12 protein-coding genes are annotated in these 14,699 nt (G+C 71.0%); 10 read left to right on the forward strand and 2 right to left on the reverse strand.

Going from position 1 to position 14,699, the window contains the following annotated elements; translation table 11 throughout:
• Positions 1 to 97: 97 nt before the first annotated feature.
• The 8 genes from guaA to ABD056_RS06365 all read left to right on the forward strand — a co-directional run bounded on the left by guaA (position 98) and on the right by ABD056_RS06365 (position 7,639).
• Positions 98 to 1,651, forward strand: coding sequence for a glutamine-hydrolyzing GMP synthase (gene guaA, locus ABD056_RS06335; RefSeq protein ID WP_343865488.1), 1,554 nt, complete (start codon positions 98 to 100; stop codon positions 1,649 to 1,651).
• 154 nt (positions 1,652 to 1,805) lie between these two features.
• Positions 1,806 to 2,336: a sigma-70 family RNA polymerase sigma factor gene (locus tag ABD056_RS06340; RefSeq protein ID WP_343865490.1), complete on the forward strand. Its 531-nt coding sequence runs from the start codon at positions 1,806 to 1,808 to the stop codon at positions 2,334 to 2,336.
• A gap of 94 nt (positions 2,337 to 2,430) precedes the next feature.
• Positions 2,431 to 3,384, forward strand: a complete 954-nt coding sequence (locus tag ABD056_RS06345; RefSeq protein WP_343865492.1) for a FecR family protein — start codon at positions 2,431 to 2,433, stop codon at positions 3,382 to 3,384.
• Positions 3,385 to 3,535: 151 nt separating this feature from the next.
• The gene (locus tag ABD056_RS06350) at positions 3,536 to 5,812 is read left to right on the forward strand and encodes a TonB-dependent receptor (RefSeq protein WP_343865493.1); all 2,277 of its coding nucleotides are present in this window, start codon (positions 3,536 to 3,538) and stop codon (positions 5,810 to 5,812) included.
• 82 nt (positions 5,813 to 5,894) lie between these two features.
• Complete coding sequence (locus tag ABD056_RS22900) at positions 5,895 to 6,437, forward strand: DUF488 domain-containing protein (RefSeq protein WP_425545011.1); 543 nt, start codon at positions 5,895 to 5,897, stop codon at positions 6,435 to 6,437.
• Positions 6,331 to 6,807, forward strand: coding sequence for a hypothetical protein (locus tag ABD056_RS06355; protein WP_343865495.1), 477 nt, complete (start codon positions 6,331 to 6,333; stop codon positions 6,805 to 6,807). Before ABD056_RS22900 ends, ABD056_RS06355 begins: the two co-directional genes overlap by 107 nt.
• A gap of 95 nt (positions 6,808 to 6,902) precedes the next feature.
• The gene (locus ABD056_RS06360; RefSeq protein ID WP_343865497.1) at positions 6,903 to 7,091 is read left to right on the forward strand and encodes a hypothetical protein; all 189 of its coding nucleotides are present in this window, start codon (positions 6,903 to 6,905) and stop codon (positions 7,089 to 7,091) included.
• A 128-nt stretch (positions 7,092 to 7,219) separates the two neighbouring features.
• Positions 7,220 to 7,639 (forward strand): GrlR family regulatory protein, encoded by a 420-nt coding sequence (locus ABD056_RS06365; protein WP_343865499.1) that lies wholly within the window; start codon positions 7,220 to 7,222, stop codon positions 7,637 to 7,639.
• A gap of 24 nt (positions 7,640 to 7,663) precedes the next feature.
• On the opposite strand, the gene ABD056_RS06370 is transcribed toward ABD056_RS06365, so the two are convergent.
• Both ABD056_RS06370 and purF read right to left on the reverse strand, forming a co-directional pair.
• Positions 7,664 to 8,398 (reverse strand): SDR family NAD(P)-dependent oxidoreductase, encoded by a 735-nt coding sequence (locus ABD056_RS06370; protein ID WP_343865501.1) that lies wholly within the window; start codon positions 8,396 to 8,398, stop codon positions 7,664 to 7,666.
• A 94-nt stretch (positions 8,399 to 8,492) separates the two neighbouring features.
• Positions 8,493 to 9,989: an amidophosphoribosyltransferase gene (gene purF, locus ABD056_RS06375; RefSeq protein WP_343865503.1), complete on the reverse strand. Its 1,497-nt coding sequence runs from the start codon at positions 9,987 to 9,989 to the stop codon at positions 8,493 to 8,495.
• Positions 9,990 to 10,015: 26 nt separating this feature from the next.
• Between purF and ABD056_RS06380 the strand changes: the two genes are divergently transcribed.
• Both ABD056_RS06380 and ABD056_RS06385 read left to right on the forward strand, forming a co-directional pair.
• On the forward strand, positions 10,016 to 12,589 hold the full coding sequence (locus ABD056_RS06380) for a DUF4159 domain-containing protein (RefSeq protein ID WP_343865505.1): 2,574 nt from the start codon (positions 10,016 to 10,018) through the stop codon (positions 12,587 to 12,589).
• Complete coding sequence (locus tag ABD056_RS06385) at positions 12,586 to 14,640, forward strand: hypothetical protein (protein ID WP_343865507.1); 2,055 nt, start codon at positions 12,586 to 12,588, stop codon at positions 14,638 to 14,640. The genes ABD056_RS06380 and ABD056_RS06385 overlap by 4 nt, the downstream gene beginning before the upstream one ends.
• Positions 14,641 to 14,699: the final 59 nt, after the last annotated feature.

Genomic DNA, 14,699 nt, shown 5'->3' on the forward strand with positions numbered 1-14,699 from the left:
GAAAATGGGGGTGGGCGGCGGGGCGCGACTGGAGTATGGTCCGCCCCAAACTCACCCCCGCAGCCCCCGGACTGCCTTTAGTCGGACACGGACGCCCATGACCGATCGCATCCTCATCATCGATTTCGGCTCCCAGGTCACCCAGCTCATCGCCCGCCGGGTGCGCGAGACCGGCGTCTATTGCGAGATCCACCCCTTCAACAAGGTGACGGTGGAGAGCATCCGCGAGTTCGACCCCAAGGGCGTCATCCTGTCGGGCGGTCCGGCCTCGGTGACGCTGGACGTCAGCCCGCGGGCGCCGCAGGGCCTGTTCGAAATGGGGCTGCCGCTGCTCGGCATCTGCTACGGCCAGCAGACCATGGTGGCGCAGCTGGGCGGCCGCGTCGAAACCAGCGACATGAAGGAATTTGGCCGCGCCTTCCTCGACGTGAAGAAGGATTGCAGCCTGTTCGAAGGCGTGTGGCAGCCGGGCGCCCGTGAACAGGTGTGGATGAGCCACGGCGACCGCGTCGCCGCCCTGCCGGAGGGCTTCGAGGTCTACGCCACCTCGGAAAACGCCCCCTTCGCCTTCATCGCCGACGAGTCGCGCCGCTTCTACGGCGTGCAGTTCCATCCCGAGGTGGTGCACACCCCGCACGGCCACCAGCTGATCCAGGCCTTCACCCATCAGGTGTGCGGCTGCTCCGGCGACTGGACCATGGCCGCCTTCCGCGACCAGGCCATCGCGGCGATCCGCAAGCAGGTGGGCAGCGGCCGGGTGATCTGCGGCCTGTCGGGCGGCGTCGACAGCTCGGTCGCGGCGGCGCTCATCCACGAGGCCATCGGCGACCAGCTGGTCTGCGTGTTCGTCGACCACGGCCTGCTGCGCGCCGGCGAGGCGGAGCAGGTGGTGAAGGTCTTCCGCGACCGCTTCAACATCAATCTGGTGCACTCCGACGCCTCCGACCTGTTCCTCGGCAAGCTGGCCGGCAAGACCGACCCCGAGGAAAAGCGCAAGATCATCGGCGCCACCTTCATCGACGTGTTCGAGGCTGAAGCCAAGAAGGTCGGCGGCGCCGACTTCCTGGCCCAGGGCACGCTCTACCCCGACGTGATCGAGAGCGTCAGCTTCGCCGGCGGCCCCTCGGTCACCATCAAGAGCCACCACAACGTCGGCGGCCTGCCCGAGCGCATGAACATGAAGCTGGTCGAGCCGCTGCGCGAGCTGTTCAAGGACGAGGTCCGCGCCCTGGGGCGGGAACTGGGCCTGCCCGACGAAATGGTCGGCCGCCACCCCTTCCCCGGCCCCGGCCTCGCCATCCGCATCCCGGGCCAGGAGATCACGCGGGAGAAGCTGGACATCCTGCGCAAGGCCGACACCATTTACCTGGAAGAGATCCGCAACGCCGGCCTCTACGATGCCATCTGGCAGGCCTTTGCTGTGCTGCTGCCGGTGAAGACGGTGGGCGTCATGGGCGACGACCGCACCTATGACTATGCGCTGGCCCTGCGCGCGGTGACCTCCACCGACGGCATGACGGCGGACTACTACCCCTTCGACCACGGCTTCCTCGGCCGCACCGCCAACCGCATCATCAACGAGGTGCGCGGCGTCAACCGGGTGGTCTACGACGTGACCTCGAAGCCGCCGGGAACCATCGAGTGGGAGTGAGCCGTCCGGCCTCTCCCTGACCTGACGGTACCGAAGGGGCCGGTCCGACGACCGGCCCCTTTTTTTCGTGGTTTGACATCCCACCCGCCGCCGCGCTATTGCAAAGAATAGTCATTCGCAACACGTGGGGCCGGCGGGTCGGCCAGTCTGGTCTATGGCTTCGTCCTGGCGCAGTGCTCCCTGGCTTCGGGTTTTCGAGACGCAGCGGCGGCGGCTGGTGCGGCAGGCGGATGGCATCGTCAAGGATCACGGCCTGGCCGAAGACATCGTGCAGGATGCCTTCCTCCGCCTGGACCGCCGCGGCGACCCTGCCGCCGCCGGCAGCGGGGCGGTGAAGGATCCGGCGGCGTATCTTCAGCTGGTGGTGCGCAATCTTGCCATTGATGCCTGCCGGCGGTTGGGGCGGGAGCGGGCCTGGATCGACCAGGGCGACGGGCTGGATGCGGCGGCGCCGGCCGATCAGCCGAACCCGGAGGCAGCCGCCATCGCCCGCGACGACCTGCGCCTGCTGGAGGCGGCGCTGGCCGAACTGCCGGAGCGCACCCGCGTCGCCCTCACCATGCACCGCTTCGGCGACCACCGGCTGGCCGACATCGCCGCGCACCTTGGCGTTTCGGTCGGCACCGCCCATGCCCTGGTCACCGACGGGCTGGAGCACTGCCGCCGCCGTCTGGGCCGGTCATGACGGAGGCCGCCCCATGACCCGCCGCCGGCCCCGGTTGAAAATCCTGCCCCCGCCAGCGTCTTCCGAGGGAGAGGCCGCGTCGGGAAGGACCCCCATGAGCCAGCACCCCACTTGCCCCGGCCCGGCCCCGATGCCGGACACCGCCGCCGCCTGGCAGGTGGCGCTGCGGGAGGCGCCGGACGATGCGGCGCTGCTGGCCGCCCATGTGCGCTGGCTGGCGGCCGACCCGGCCCACCGGCAGGAGTGGCAGGACATGCAGCGGGTGTGGCGGTTGCTGGGCGAGTCGTCGCTGGCGGCGGCGCCGTCTCCTCAACCACAGCACGGGCCGCCCCGCCGCTGGCCGCTGGCGGCGGCGCTGGCCATGGCGGCCTGCCTGACGCTGGCGGTGCTCACCCCCGATGCCCTGCTGCACCTGCAGGCCGACGCGGTGACGGCTTCCGGCGAGACTCGGCGGCTGGACCTGCCCGACGGCAGCCGCCTGGATCTGGCACCCGACAGCGCCGTCAGCCTCGCCCAGGCCGATGCCCCGACGCGGCAGGTGACGCTGCTGCGCGGCACCGCCTTCTTCGAGGTCGCGCCCCAGGCCGGTCGCCCCTTCCAGGTGCGCGCCGGCGAGGTCACCACCACCGTGCTCGGCACCGCCTTTGAGGTCAGCCGCCAGGGCGACGGCGTGCGGGTGACGGTGGAGCATGGCCGCGTCCGGGTCGCACCGCCCGGCGCAACGGTGGAGTTGACGGCCGGCGAGGCGGCCACCGCCGACGGGTCCGGCGGCCTCAGCCGCAGCTCCGGCCCGCCGGCCCTGGTGGCCGCCTGGCGGCGCGGTCAGCTGGTGGTCCGCGACCGGCCGGTGAGCGAGGTGGTGGCTGAACTCGATACCTACATGCCGGGCTGGGTGGTGGTGACCGATGGCGACCTCGGCCGCCGCACCGTCACCGGCTTCTTCGACCTCAGCCAGCCGGAGGCGGCGCTGGAGGCGGTTGCCGCTTCCCACGGCGCGGTGGTGCAGCGGGTCACGCCGTGGCTGCGGCTGGTGAAGCCGGCGGCGTGACAGGCCCGCCGCACGGCGTTTCGAAGAAAATTTGAATCCGCCCTCCCCGCCGTCGTCTCTTGTGGGACAGCCGGTAAATGCGTCGCATTTGCAGATGCCACCGGCAGCCATGACAGACGAGCCTGGAGGGTGACGAATGAGGGTTTGGGGCATGGGGATGGCCGCGACGGCGCCGGGCGCCTCGCTGCGGGTGCTGCTGGTGACCACGGCGCTGACGGCGCCGGCGGCGGCGCTGCTGCCGGCGGCGGCGGTGGCGGCGGCGGCGGAGGATGGCGCGACGGCGGCGCAGACGGCGCAGGCGGAAGCGCAGCACACCTTCGCCATCCCGCCGCAGCCGCTGGCCGATGCGCTGCCGCTGTTCGGGCAGCAGGCGGGGGTGCAGACGTCGGTGCGCGGTGATCTGGTGCGCGACCTGCGTACCGCCGGCGTCAGCGGCCGCATGAGCGCCGAGGCGGCGCTGCAGCGCCTGCTGGCCGGCACCGGCCTGACCTACCGCTTCACCGCCCCCAATGCGGTGACCATGGAAGCCACCGGCGTCGCGCCGGGCGGCGAGGCGCTGGTGCTGGAGCCGGTGCGGGTGGAGGGCGCCCTCGCCACCGCCGGCTGGGGCGGGCCGGCCGACGGCGCCGCCAGCATCGCCGTGACGCGCGAGGACCTGGAGCGGCGCAATCCGGCCACCATGAAGGACGTCTTCGCCGGCGAGTCCGGCGTGTCCGTCGGCGGCGCGCTGCCGCTCAGCCAGAAGGTCTATGTCAACGGCATCGAGGAGACCAACCTCGCCGTGCAGATCGACGGCGCCCGCCAGAACAACAAGGTGTTCCACCACAGCGGCACCAACCTCATCGACCCCAGCCTGCTGAAGGCGGTGCGCATTGACCCCGGCGTCGCCCCGGCCGATGCCGGCCCCGGTGCGCTCGGCGGTGCCATCAGCTATGAAACCGTCGATGTCGGCGACCTGCTGGCGCCCGGCCGCTCCCTCGGCGGCTTCGTCACCGGCAGCTACGCAACCAACGGCGACACCGTAACCGCCGGCACCGCCGCCTATGGCCGCGCCGCCGGGTTCGAGGTGCTGGGCTACGTCAACCGCGCCGTCGGCGACGACTACAAGGGCGGCCACGGCCGCGAGGTGGCCGGCAGCGGCGCCGACATGATCTCCGGCCTTGCCAAGGTCGCCTACCACAGCGACGGCGGCCACCGCCTGGAAGTCTCGGCGGAGCGGGTGAACGACGCCGCCAACCGCCCCTACCGCGCCAACCTGGGGGCCATCACCAACCGGCCGGAACCGGCGGTGCGCAAGTACGACATGGACCGCCGCACCGTCGCCCTCACCTACAGCACGCCCGACGCCACCGGCCTGTGGGATCCGCGGGTGGTGCTGTCCTACAGCGTCACCGACGTGGAGGTGCCGGAGCCCTTCGACAGCACCGGCCGCACCGGCACCCTGGCCGGCCGCATCGAGAACAGCTTCAACCTGAGCGCCGATGACAGCATCACCGCCGGCATCGACTTCTACAACGACCGCGCCCGCTATTTCGACGCCACCGACGACCTGGACGAAAACGCCCGCAACGTCGGCGCCTACGCCCAGGCGCGGCTGCAGCCGCTGGACCCGCTCACCCTTTCCTTCGGCCTGCGCGGCGACCGCCAGTGGTTCGAGGGCGTGGACGGCACCGACATCAGCAACACCGGCCTCAGCGGCAACGTCTCCGCCGCCCTGCAGGTGACCGAGCACATCCGCCTCAACGCCGGCTATTCCAACGTCTGGGGCGGCATCGCCCTGGCGGAGAACTACATCCTCAACCCGCGCTGGCGGTACGACCCCGACATGAAGGGCGTGCGGGCGCAGAACTACACCACCGGGGTCGAAGCCGCCTACAACGGCATCACCGCCTCCGCCCGCCTGTTCCGCAGCGACTTCAGCAACGCCCGCGACGAAAGCTTCCGCGGCGGCCCCTCGCTGACCACCGACTTCGAGACCTACGGCTACTCCCTCGGCCTCGGCTACACCTGGGGGCCGGGTTTCGTGCGCGCCAGCTACACCGACAGCACCATCAAGGTGAACGGCAATGCCGCGGATTCCGACGTCACCCAGTACCTGGGGGCGCCGCTCGGCCGCATCATCGCGCTGGAGGCGGCGCATAGCTTCGAGGCCATCGGGGTGACGGTGGGCGGCAGCATCGAGGCGGCGCTGAAGAACACCGACACCGTCGGCGCCGGCGGCCGCGCCCTGCCGGCCTACGAGGTGGTGAACCTGCACGCCGACTACGTGCCGGACTTCGCCCCCTACCTGACCCTGCGCGCCGAAGCCAACAACATCTTCGACGAGGACTACGCCGACCGCGCCACCTACGGCCAGGACTTCACCAACGTCGACCCGCTGCGCGAGCCGGGACGGTCGTTCCTGCTGAAAGCCAAGGCGACGTTCTGAGAGGCCACCTTTTCTTTGACCGGGCTCGGCGGGTCTGCTTTCCTCCCGAGGTAAACTGAGGAGACCGCCGGTGCCCACGATCATGACCATCGGTTACGAAGGCGCCAGCCTTTCCGACTTCATTGCCACACTACAGACGTCCGCTGTAGAGGTGGTCGTCGACATCCGTGAACTGGCAATTTCCCGTCGGAAAGGTTTCTCCAAGAAAGCCCTTTCGTCAGCACTCTTGGAGGCTGGGCTTCGTTATCTCCACCTTCCCGAATTGGGCGACCCCAAGGCCGGGCGCGAGGCTGCTCGCGCGGGGCATCAAGACGAGTTCAGGCGCATCTACTCGGCCCACCTTGAATGCGATGCCGCCCAAGCGGGATTGGTCGCGGTCGCCGAAATGCTTCCTTCCCACGCCGTCTGCCTGCTCTGCTACGAGCGAGAGCCACTCCATTGCCACCGATCTTTGGTTGCGGCTGCACTTTCAGATATCTTACCACTTCGGGTAAGGCACCTGGGGGTGAAGAATAGACTTGGACGAACAGACGCGGTCAGGACGCGAGAAAGTGCTGGTGCTCGTGAAGGCATTGCCTCACGACAGCCGTATCGGAGAGACGGTGTGCTGCGCGGGGGTCACTGAAGACCGCCAATGGCGCCGTCAATTCCCCATACGTTTCCGCCACCTGAAAGACAGCAAATTTTCGCGCTGGCAGTGGATCGAGTACGACTGGCGCAGGCCCAGCGATGACCATCGTCCTGAAAGCCGCCGCGTGGATGAAGACAGCATCAAGGTTTCAGAAACCATGCCCGAGCGGGAGCGCGCACGCTTCCTTGCTCCCATCCTCGTGGGCGGCCCGAAAGAGGCAGCCGCCAAAGGGAAGAGCTTAACACTGGTGCGACCAGAAAATGTGGAGCTTCGGTGCCGACGGAAGCCACCAGAACAAATCGAGGCGGAACGCCGAAGCTTTCTCACGCCGCAGCCCAGCATTCATTATTCGACGAAGAGCTGAAGGCGCTTTCTCCTTGCCCTTACGACTTCAGTTTTCGCTACCGCTCCGCTGATGGGGTACACCAACACAGTTGCGCGGACTGGGAGACGGCCGCCATGTACTGGCGGTTTGAGAGAAAACACGGAGAAGAAGAGGCTGTCCGTCGAATTCAGAACATCTTTGGAAATGAGTACCCGGAGAAGGGCATGGCGTTCGCACTGGGCACCCATTCCCGATACCCTGCTTCATGGCTGCTGATTGGCGTATTGCGTCTCGATCGAATCAGCCAACTCTCGCTCTTCTGACGCGCGAAGATAGCTGGCCGCCTACGCACGAAGCAGGCTCCTACCCCCTTTGACACCGCCCTCCCCCATGGAGGCGCGGTGTCATTCGGACTAGACTTCATGCGAAACCAAAGGGGGAGAGCCCGAACATGAGTGAACCGGCACGCCAGACAGAACGTCCGGACATCCTGCCGCTGCCCGCCGTCGATGCCGCCGTCGAAGGCTTCTGGATCGTCAGGGTGGAGAAGGACGGCGCCGCCCAGGCCACCGGCGCCACGCTGACCCTGGACCGTGGCCACCTTACCGGCGGCGACGACAGTTACTACTACCTTGGAACGTACCGCACCGCCGCCGACGGCGCCCTGGTGCTGGACATCGACGCCACCCGCTACGCCGGCGACCCGGCGCCGGCCCTGGACGACCTGCACGACATGGTGTTCCTGCGCCTCACCCTGTGGCCGCAGGCCGGCGGCGGGGCGCCGACCTGGGCGGGGGAGGTCGTCGACCGCGTCGACGAGGACGCGACGCCGGTGCCGGCGGTTGCCCGCCGGGTGGCCTCCTGGCGCTGATCCGCCGCGGCGCGGGGGCTGGCGTCAGCGCCAGCCCTCGGCCACCTCGGCCTGGATCACCTGGGCGGTGGCGGTGAAGTCGGGGGAGGCCAGCTCGACGAAGGTGCCGGTGATGGCCTCCGGCGGCGGCAGCGTCTCGGGGTTCTCGCCGGGGTAGGCCTGCGACCGCATGCGGGTGCGGACGCGGCCAGGATCGACCAGGTTGGCGCGCACCGCCGACACGTTCTCCACCTCGTGCGCCCAGGTCTTCACCAGCACCTCCAGCGCCGCCTTGGCGGCGGCATAGGGGCCCCAGTAGGGACGCCCGTCGGCCTGCGCCACGCCGCTGGTGACGAAGATGGCGCGGCCGGCGTCAGAGGCGCGCAGCAGCGGGTCGAGGCTGCGGATCAGCCGCCAGTTGGCGGTGACGTTGGTGGCCATGACCTCGTCGAACTGCTTGATGCCGACATGGCCGAGCGGCGCCAGCATGCCGAGCGAGCCGGCATTGCCCACCAGCACGTCCAGCCGCCCGAAGCGCTGGAACAGGGCGGCGCCCATCTGGTCGATCTTGTCGCCGTCGCGCAGGTTCTCCGCCACCAGGATGGCGTTGCGGCCGGTGCGGGCCTTGATCGCGTCGTCCAGTTCCTCCAGCGCGCCCTTGGTGCGGGCCACCGCGATCACCGTCGCCCCTTCCTCGGCGAAGCGCAGGGCGACGGCGCGGCCGATGCCGCGCGACGCGCCGGTGACGAGGGCGATACGGTCCTGCAGGCGTCCGGTCATGGCGGGAGATCAGTCCTTTCAGCGGGAGAAGGTCCGGGCGCCACGGGACGCCCGGACCGGCAGGTCGGAAACAGGATGGAAGCGGCGGCCGCCCCTAGCCCAGCTTTTCCTGCAGCAGGCTAAGCTGCTGCGAGGTGCAGGCGGTGTCATTGCGGTCCGTCAACGGCAGGAAATAGTCGCCGGTGAAGCAGGCGTCGCAGAAGGTCGGGTTGCCCATGTCGCGGCCGGCCTCGCCGACGGCGCGATAGAGGCCGTCCAGCGAGATGAAGGCCAGGCTGTCGACCCCCAGCAGCTTTTCCATCTCGGCCAGATTGTGCTGCGCCGCCAGCAGGTTGTCGCGGTCGGGCGTGTCGATGCCGAAGAAGCAGGGGTAGGTGGTGGGCGGCGAGGAGATGCGCATGTGCACCTCGGTCGCGCCGGCCTGGCGCACCATCTGCACGATCTTCTTCGACGTCGTGCCGCGCACGATGCTGTCGTCCACCAGCACCACCCGCTTGCCCTCCAGGAAGGCGCGGTTGGCGTTGTGCTTGCGCTTGACGCCCAGGTCGCGGGTGCGCTGGGTCGGCTGGATGAAGGTGCGGCCGACGTAGTGGTTGCGGATGATGCCGAATTCGAATGGCACCCCCGACTCGGCGGCAAAGCCCAGCGCCGCTGGCACGCCGGAGTCGGGCACCGGCACGATGACGTCGGCCGGCACCCCGCTTTCACGCGCCAGTTCCTCGCCGATGCGCTTGCGCACATGGTAGACGCTGGTGCCCTCGACGTTGGAGTCGGGGCGGGCGAAGTAGATGTATTCGAAGATGCAGAAGCGGCTCTGCACCGGCACGAAGGGCTTCACGCTGCGCACGCCGTCGCGGTCGATGATGACCAGCTCGCCCGGCTGCACGTCGCGCACGTACTCCGCCCCCATGATGTCCAGCGCGCAGGTTTCCGACGCCAGGATGTGGGCGCCGTCCAGGCTGCCGAGCACCAGCGGGCGGATGCCATACGGGTCGCGGATGCCGTACATGGCGGTGGTGGTCAGGGCGATGAGCGAATAGGCGCCTTCCACCTTGCGCAGGGCATCGACCAGCCGGTCCTCGACGGTGATGTAGTCGGACCGCGCCACCAGCTGCAGCACCACCTCGGTATCGGAGGTGGAGGAGAAGATGCAGCCCTTCTGCACCAGCTGCCGGCGGAGGGTGACGGCGTTGGTCAGGTTGCCGTTATGGCACAGGCCGAGCCCGCCGAAGGCAAGGTCGGCATAGAACGGCTGGACGTTGCGCAGCGCCTTGTCGCCGGAGGTGGAATAGCGGTTGTGGCCGATGGCCATGGGGCCGACCAGCCGGTTCATCACCTCTTCGGACTTGAAGTTCTCCGACACGTGGCCGAGGCCGCGGTGGCTGTGGAAGGAGAAGCCGTCGCACGACACCACGCCCGCCGCCTCCTGGCCGCGGTGCTGCAGGGCGTGCAGGCCGAGCACCGCATGGCTGGCGGCATCCGGGTCGCCGAAGATGCCGACGACGCCGCATTCCTCCTTCGGCTTGTCGTCATCGTCCTCGTCGCGAAGATGGGCCGCCGGCCCGAAGGCGAAAGGATTGGTGGTCAGCATCGAAGGCCGAAGCTCCTGCGTGGGCGATGGGCATCCAGGGGTGGGATGCGGGTCGGTCACTGGGTGGTCTCGAACAGCCGGTCGAGGGTCTTGCGCTCGTCGTCGGCATAGCCGGCACGGCCCGCCGGGGCCGCCGCCGGGGCGGGGGCGGCGGGGGGGGGGCCCCCCCCGCCGACTGGACCGCCCGCCGCCAGGCGGCGCTCGACCTCATCGCCCGCGCCGACCGCGAGGGCCGGCCGGTGCAGGTGCTGACCACCGCCCCGCCCGCCGACGGCGACCCGCTGGCCGCCGGCCGCCTGGGCGCCGGGGCGGAGGTGCTGCCGGTGGTGCAGAGCATGACGCCGCAGCCGTGGGCGAGCGACCCCGCCGCCGCCCGCGCGGTGGCGGAGGCGGTGGAGCTGCCGGGCAGTGCCTCGGTGCTGTGGCTGTCCGACGGCCTCGACAGCCCCGCCGCCCGCGAGCTGGCGACGGCGCTGCAGCGCATCGGCACGCTGGCGGTGCTGACCGGCGACGAGGCGCCGGTGGTGCTCGACCGCCCGGCCCGCGAAGGCGACGGCCTCACCCTCACCGTCCGCCGGGCCGCCACCCCGGCGGCGCCTGAGCGCACGGTGGCGGTGCAGGTGCTCGACACCCAGGGCCGCGCCGTCGCCCGCCTGCCGCTGTCCTTCGCCGCCGGCAGCGCCACCGCCCAGGGCCGCGCCGAGGTGCCGCCCGACCTGCTCAACACCGTCGGCAGCCTGAGCCTGGAGGGCGTGGCCAGCGCCGGCGCCATGGTGCTGCTGGACGATACCTGGCGCCGCCGCCCCATCGGCCTCGCCTCCGGGGCGCCGCTGGGGGCCGATCTGCCGCTGCTGGGCGATGTCTATTACCTGGAACGGGCGCTGCAGCCGGTGGCGGAGGTGCGGCGCGGCGGGCTTGATCCGCTGCTCGACCGGCCGCTGTCCATGCTGATCATCGCCAACTCCGGTCCGCTCGCCGGCCCGGCGGCGGCGCGGCTGGAAGACTGGGTGACCGCCGGCGGCGTGCTGGTGCGCTTCGCCGGCGACCGGCTGGAGGAAAACACCCAGAACGATCCGCTGCTGCCGGTGCGCCTGCGCGGCGGCGGCGGCCAGTTCGGCGGCACCCTCAGCTGGTCGGAGCCGGTGCGCCTCGCCCCCTTCCCCGACCGCAGCCCCTTCGCCGGCCTGCCCATCCCGGCCGACGTGGCGGTTTCCGCCCAGGTGCTGGCGGAACCCTCCCCCACCCTGCCGGACAAGACCTGGGCCCGCCTCACCGACGGCACGCCGCTGGTCACCGCCGAGCCGCGCGGCCAGGGCTGGGTGGTGCTGTTCCACACCACCGCCAATGCCGAGTGGTCCACCCTGGCGCTGTCCGGCCTGTTCCCGCAGATGATGGAGCGCATGCTGACCCTGTCGGCCGGCGTCGAGGGCGGCGGCGACGATGCCGGCCGCCCGCTGCCGCCGCTCGCCACCCTGGACGGGTTCGGCCGCCTGGGCGAGCCGCCGGGCAATGCCCGCGCCCTCACCGCCGCCGCCCTCACCGCCACCGCGCCGGGGCCGCAGCATCCGCCCGGCTACTACGGGTCGGCGCAGGAGCGGCGGTCGCTCAATCTGGTCGATCACCTGCCCGCCCTGGCGCCCCTGCCGGCGCTCGGCAGCGGCATCGAGCGCGGCACCCTGTCCGACGTCGGCCGCGAGGTGGAGCTGCGGCCGTGGCTGCTGCTGGCGGCGCTGTGCCTTGCCCTGCTCGACTGGATCGCCAGCTACGCCCTGCGCGGCCTCGGCCCCCGCCTGCCGGGCCGCCGCTCCACCGCCGGCCGCGCTGCCGCCCTGCTGCTGGCCGCCGTGCTGGCCGCCGCCGCGGCGGCCGGCGCCGCACGGGCGCAGGAAACCCCGGCACCGCCGCCGGAGCCCGCCGACCCGCGGGTGGTGGAGGCAGTGACCGAAACCCGCCTCGCCTGGGTGCAGACCGGCGATACCGCCGTCGACCGCCTGTCGGAAGCCGGCCTCTACGGCCTGACGCGGGTGCTCGGCAATCGATCGTCGGCGGAGCTGAGCGAGCCCATGGCGGTGGACCCCGAGGTCGACGACCTGATCTTCTACCCGCTGGTCTACTGGCCGGTGATCGAAGGCGCCCCCACCCTCTCCGTCGCCGCCCGCGGCAAGGTGCAGGACTACCTGCAGCACGGCGGCATGATCCTGTTCGACACCCGCGACCTGCCCTCCTCGGCGGTGGAGCCGGTGCTGTCGCAGTTCGAGCTGCCGACCCTGGTGCGACTGCCCGACGACCATGTGCTCACCCGTTCGTTCTACCTGCTGCAGGAAACCCCCGGCCGCCATGCCGACGTGACGGTGTGGGTGGAGCGCGAGGGCAGCGGCAATGACCGCGTCTCCTCCGTCATCATCGGCAACGGCGACTGGGCCGCCGCCTGGGCGCGGGCGCCCAACGGCAGCTACATGGCGCCGGTGGTGCCGGGCGGCGACCGCCAGCGCGAGATCGCCTACCGCTTCGGCGTCAATGCCGTGATGTATGCCCTCACCGGCAACTACAAGGCCGATCAGGTCCACGTCCCCGCCATCATGGAGCGCCTGACGCAATGATCGAGGCCGTCACCGACATCGTCTTCGCGCCGGTCATCCCCTGGCAGGGGCTGGCGGCCGTGGCCGTGGCGGCGCTGCTGCTGTTCCTGTGGGGGCTGGCGCGGCGGGCGCGCGGCACCCTGGTGCGGGCGATTCCGGTGGCGGCGCTGCTGGTCGCCGTCGCCAACCCGCAGGTGGTGCAGGAAGACCGCCGGCCGCTCACCGACGTGGCGGTGGTGGTGGTGGACGAAAGCCTGTCGCAGCGGGTGGGCGACCGCACCGCCCAGACCGAGGCGGCGGTGCAGCAGCTGGCCGAGCGCCTGCACGGCGACGACAGCCTGGAGGTGCGCATCGAGCGCGTCGGCTCCACCCTCGATTCCGGCACCCGCCTGTTCGACGCGCTGACCCGCGCCACCGCCGACGTGCCGCGCCGCCGGCTGGCCGGCGCCATCCTGGTCACCGACGGGCAGGTTCACGACGTTCCCGCCACCGCCCCCGGCTTCCCGGTCCACACCCTGCTGACCGGCGAGCCGGGCCAGACCGATCGCCGCCTGGTGGTGGAAACGGCGCCCGACTTCGGCCTGGTCGGCCGGCCGGTGGAGGTCACCGTGCGGGTGGTGGACGAAAACGCCCCGCCCGGCGCCACCGCCCCCCTCACCGTCACCGTCGACGACCGCCCGGCCCGCGCCTTCGCCGTGCCGGTGGGGCAGGCGGTGCAGATTCCGGTGATGATCGAGCATGCCGGCCAGACGGTGGTGGCGCTGGAAACCCCGGCCGGGCCGGAAGACCTGTCGCCGCTCAACAATCAGGCCGCCATCGCCATCAACGGCGTGCGCGACCGCCTGCGGGTGCTGCTGATCTCCGGCGAGCCGCACATCGGCGAACGGGCCTGGCGCAACCTGCTGAAATCCGACCCCAACGTCGACCTCGTCCACTTCACCATCCTGCGGCCGCCCAGCAAGGACGACCTGACGCCCCTGCGCGAGCTGGCGCTCATCGCCTTCCCCATCCAGGAGCTGTTCGAGCAGCGGCTGTACGACTTCGACCTCATCGTCTTCGACCGCTACACCCGATCCGGCCTGGTGCCCGACCCCTACATGGCCAACGTGCGCGACTACGTGCGCCAGGGCGGCGCCCTGCTGCTGGCGGTGGGGCCGGAGTTCGCGGAACCGTTCAGCCTCTACGACAGCCCCCTTGGCGACATCCTGCCGGCGGCGCCGTCGGGCGAGGTGGTGGACGAGACCTACCGCCCGCGCATCGCCGGCCTCGGCCTGCGCCACCCGGTGACCGATGCCCTGGTGCCGCGGCCGGGAGCGCCGCCGTTCGGCCCGTGGATCCGCCAGATCTCCGCCCGCGCCAAGGGCAGTGCCGCCACCGTCATGACCGGCGCCGGCGAGGAACCGCTGCTGCTGCTCGACCGTGTGGAGGAGGGCCGCGTCGCCCTGCTGCTGTCCGACACCCTGTGGCTGTGGGAAAAGAACTGGCGCGGCGGCGGCCCGCAGGCGGAACTGGTGCGCCGCCTCGCCCACTGGCTGATGAAGGAACCGGACCTGGAGGAACGCTCGCTGCGGGCGGAGGTCAGCGGCGGCACCCTCACCATCACCCGCCGCAGCCTGGACGACGCCGGCGGCCGCGAGGTCACCGTCACCAGCCCGTCGGGGGAAGAAACCGTCCTGCCGCTGGAGGCGGCCGGCGGCGGCCGCAGCGAGGCCGCCCTGCCGGTGGAGGAACCCGGCGTGTGGCGCATCGACGACGGCGACATGACCGCCATCGCCGCCGCGGGGGCCGCCAATCCGCTGGAGACCTCGGCGGTGGTGGCGACCGATGCGGTGCTGGCGCCGGTGGCGGCGGCCAGCGGCGGCGGCCTGTGGTGGCTGGCCGAGGGTGGCGTGCCCGACATCCGCCGCACCGCCCCCGACGCCGCCACCGCCGGCAGCGGCTGGATGGGCCTGCGCAGCAACGGCGACTATGTGGTGGCGGGGGTGCGGCAGATTCCGCTGCTGCCGCTGTGGGCGGCGCTGACGCTCATCCTCGGCGGCGTGATCCTGGCGTGGTGGCGCGAGGGCCGCTAGGGCGGGCTTTTCGAACGTCGGGGCGACGGCTGGCGTTGATGGCAAAACGACCGCCGCCG

This window comes from Caenispirillum bisanense (assembly GCF_039523075.1).
GTDB classification, from domain to species: domain Bacteria; phylum Pseudomonadota; class Alphaproteobacteria; order Rhodospirillales; family Rhodospirillaceae; genus Caenispirillum; species Caenispirillum bisanense.

Coding starts and splice junctions, on each gene's coding strand:
- guaA (WP_343865488.1), top strand. CDS start 98: ATGACCGATCGCATCCTCATCATCGATTTCGGCTCCCAGGTCACCCAG.
- ABD056_RS06340 (WP_343865490.1), top strand. CDS start 1,806: ATGGCTTCGTCCTGGCGCAGTGCTCCCTGGCTTCGGGTTTTCGAGACG.
- ABD056_RS06345 (WP_343865492.1), top strand. CDS start 2,431: ATGAGCCAGCACCCCACTTGCCCCGGCCCGGCCCCGATGCCGGACACC.
- ABD056_RS06350 (WP_343865493.1), top strand. CDS start 3,536: ATGGGGATGGCCGCGACGGCGCCGGGCGCCTCGCTGCGGGTGCTGCTG.
- ABD056_RS22900 (WP_425545011.1), top strand. CDS start 5,895: ATGACCATCGGTTACGAAGGCGCCAGCCTTTCCGACTTCATTGCCACA.
- ABD056_RS06360 (WP_343865497.1), top strand. CDS start 6,903: ATGTACTGGCGGTTTGAGAGAAAACACGGAGAAGAAGAGGCTGTCCGT.
- ABD056_RS06365 (WP_343865499.1), top strand. CDS start 7,220: ATGAGTGAACCGGCACGCCAGACAGAACGTCCGGACATCCTGCCGCTG.
- ABD056_RS06370 (WP_343865501.1), bottom strand. CDS start 8,398: ATGACCGGACGCCTGCAGGACCGTATCGCCCTCGTCACCGGCGCGTCG.
- purF (WP_343865503.1), bottom strand. CDS start 9,989: ATGCTGACCACCAATCCTTTCGCCTTCGGGCCGGCGGCCCATCTTCGC.
- ABD056_RS06380 (WP_343865505.1), top strand. CDS start 10,016: ATGGGCATCCAGGGGTGGGATGCGGGTCGGTCACTGGGTGGTCTCGAA.
- ABD056_RS06385 (WP_343865507.1), top strand. CDS start 12,586: ATGATCGAGGCCGTCACCGACATCGTCTTCGCGCCGGTCATCCCCTGG.